The following is a 1,618-nucleotide window of genomic DNA, read 5'->3' as shown; positions in this document are numbered from 1 at the left end:
CGCCCGCCTCGCCGCGCAGCGCGCGACCCCCGAGCAGTCCCAGCAGCTGCAGGCCGCGGCGGCGGGCATGGCCGAGACCGGGCCGAAGGGAGACCTCCTCACCTACCTCGGTCACGACATCGACTTCCACCGCACGCTCCTCGAGGCGTCCGGCAATGCGCTGCTCGCCGGCTTCGCCCCCTTCGTCGCCGAGGCGCTCACCGGCCGCACCGAGCACGACCTCATGCCGGAGATCCCCGAGCAGGGCGCCATCGACTGGCACGTCGAGGTTGCCGCAGCGATCGCCGAGGGCTGCCCTGACAGCGCCGAGGAGGCGATGCGCCGCATCGTCTCCGAGGCCCAGGAGGCCATGGACGAGATCGAGGCCTCCGGCGACTGAGCGCCCCTGCGGTTCAGGGGCGCCCAGCCATCGGCGTCCGGATCGGACGGCAGACGACTCAGGGAGCCAGCTGCTTCTTCTGCACCTTGCCCATGGCATTGCGCGGCAGGGAGTCGGTGAAGCGCACCTCGCGTGGCCGCTTGTGGCGCGAGAGGTCGTGGGCGACGTGGTCGACGAGCGACTGTGCGAGATCGTCGCCCGTCGGCCCCTCGGCGACGACCCAGGCGACGATGCGCTGACCGAGATCGGGGTCGGGCTCACCCACGACGGCGACCTCCGCGACCTCGGGCCGGGCGAGGAGCGAGGCCTCGATCTCCCCGGCCCCGATCCGGTAGCCGCCCGACTTGATGAGGTCGACCGACTCCCGGCCGACGATCCGGTGGAATCCGGAGGCATCGCGCGCGGCGAGGTCACCCGTGACGAACCAGCCGTCCCGGGTGAAGGAGGCCGCGGTGGTCTCGGGACGGCCGAGGTAGCCGGAGAAGAGGACGGGACCGCGCACCTCGAGCCGCCCGATCGACTCGCCGTCGGCGGGCACCTCGCTGCCGTCCTCGGCCCGGACACGGGTCTCGACACCGGTGATCGGCAGCCCCACCCAGCCGGCCCGCCGCTCACCGTCGGCCCGCGCGCTCAGGGTGATCATCGTCTCCGTCATGCCGTAGCGCTCGACCGGCGCCTGCCCGGCGAGACCCGCGATCGCCTTGAAGACCGGCGCGGGCAGGGGCGCGCTGCCCGACACGAGCAGGCGGGCGCGCCCGATCGCCCGGGCGGCCTCCGGCGCCGCCGCGACCCGGGACACACCGTGGGCACGCCGAAGTACATCGAGCCGGGGGTCGCCGCGTAGGCCTCGGGCGTCGGCCGACCGGTGTGCCGCACGCGGGAGCCCACGCGCAGCGCACCGAGCACGCCGAGGATCAGCCCGTGGGTGTGGAAGAGCGGCAGGCCGTGGACGAGGGTGTCCTCCTCGCTCCACTGCCAGGCGTCGACCAGCCCGTCGAGACCGGCGGCGATGGCACCGCTCGACAGCTCGACGCCCTTGGGCGCACCCGTCGTGCCCGACGTGTAGAGGATCAGGCTCGTCGCGTCGGCAGCCGGCAGGTCCGGGGACGCACCGCTCGGGGCGCTGGCGGCCAGGTCGAGCGGAACGACGGGCAGGTCCACCCCGTCGGGCCGGGCCCGGCCCAGGCGCTCGCCCCCGAGTCACGCAGCACGTGCGCCACCTCGCCGGGGCCGGCATCG

General features: G+C 74.5%; 3 protein-coding genes. 1 reads left to right on the top strand and 2 read right to left on the bottom strand.

Translation table 11 applies throughout. The features are described 5' to 3' along the window. Positions 1–379, top strand: a 379-nt coding sequence (locus tag AC2W7J_RS18045; protein ID WP_485984141.1) for a FadR/GntR family transcriptional regulator, incomplete at its 5' end; no start/stop codon positions are given. 58 nt (positions 380–437) lie between these two features. On the opposite strand, the gene AC2W7J_RS18040 is transcribed toward AC2W7J_RS18045, so the two are convergent. Further along, entirely contained in the window at positions 438–1,118 is a 681-nt protein-coding gene (locus AC2W7J_RS18040) for an AMP-binding enzyme (RefSeq protein ID WP_485984139.1), read from the bottom strand. Next, entirely contained in the window at positions 1,031–1,540 is a 510-nt protein-coding gene (locus AC2W7J_RS18035; RefSeq protein WP_485984137.1) for an AMP-binding protein, read from the bottom strand. Before AC2W7J_RS18035 ends, AC2W7J_RS18040 begins: the two co-directional genes overlap by 88 nt. Positions 1,541–1,618 lie beyond the last annotated feature (78 nt).

The organism is Janibacter sp. CFPM2_SD2 (genome assembly GCF_057364645.1).
The sequence above is the reverse complement of the archived record's forward strand: the minus strand, read 5'-3'. Positions and strand labels throughout refer to the sequence as shown.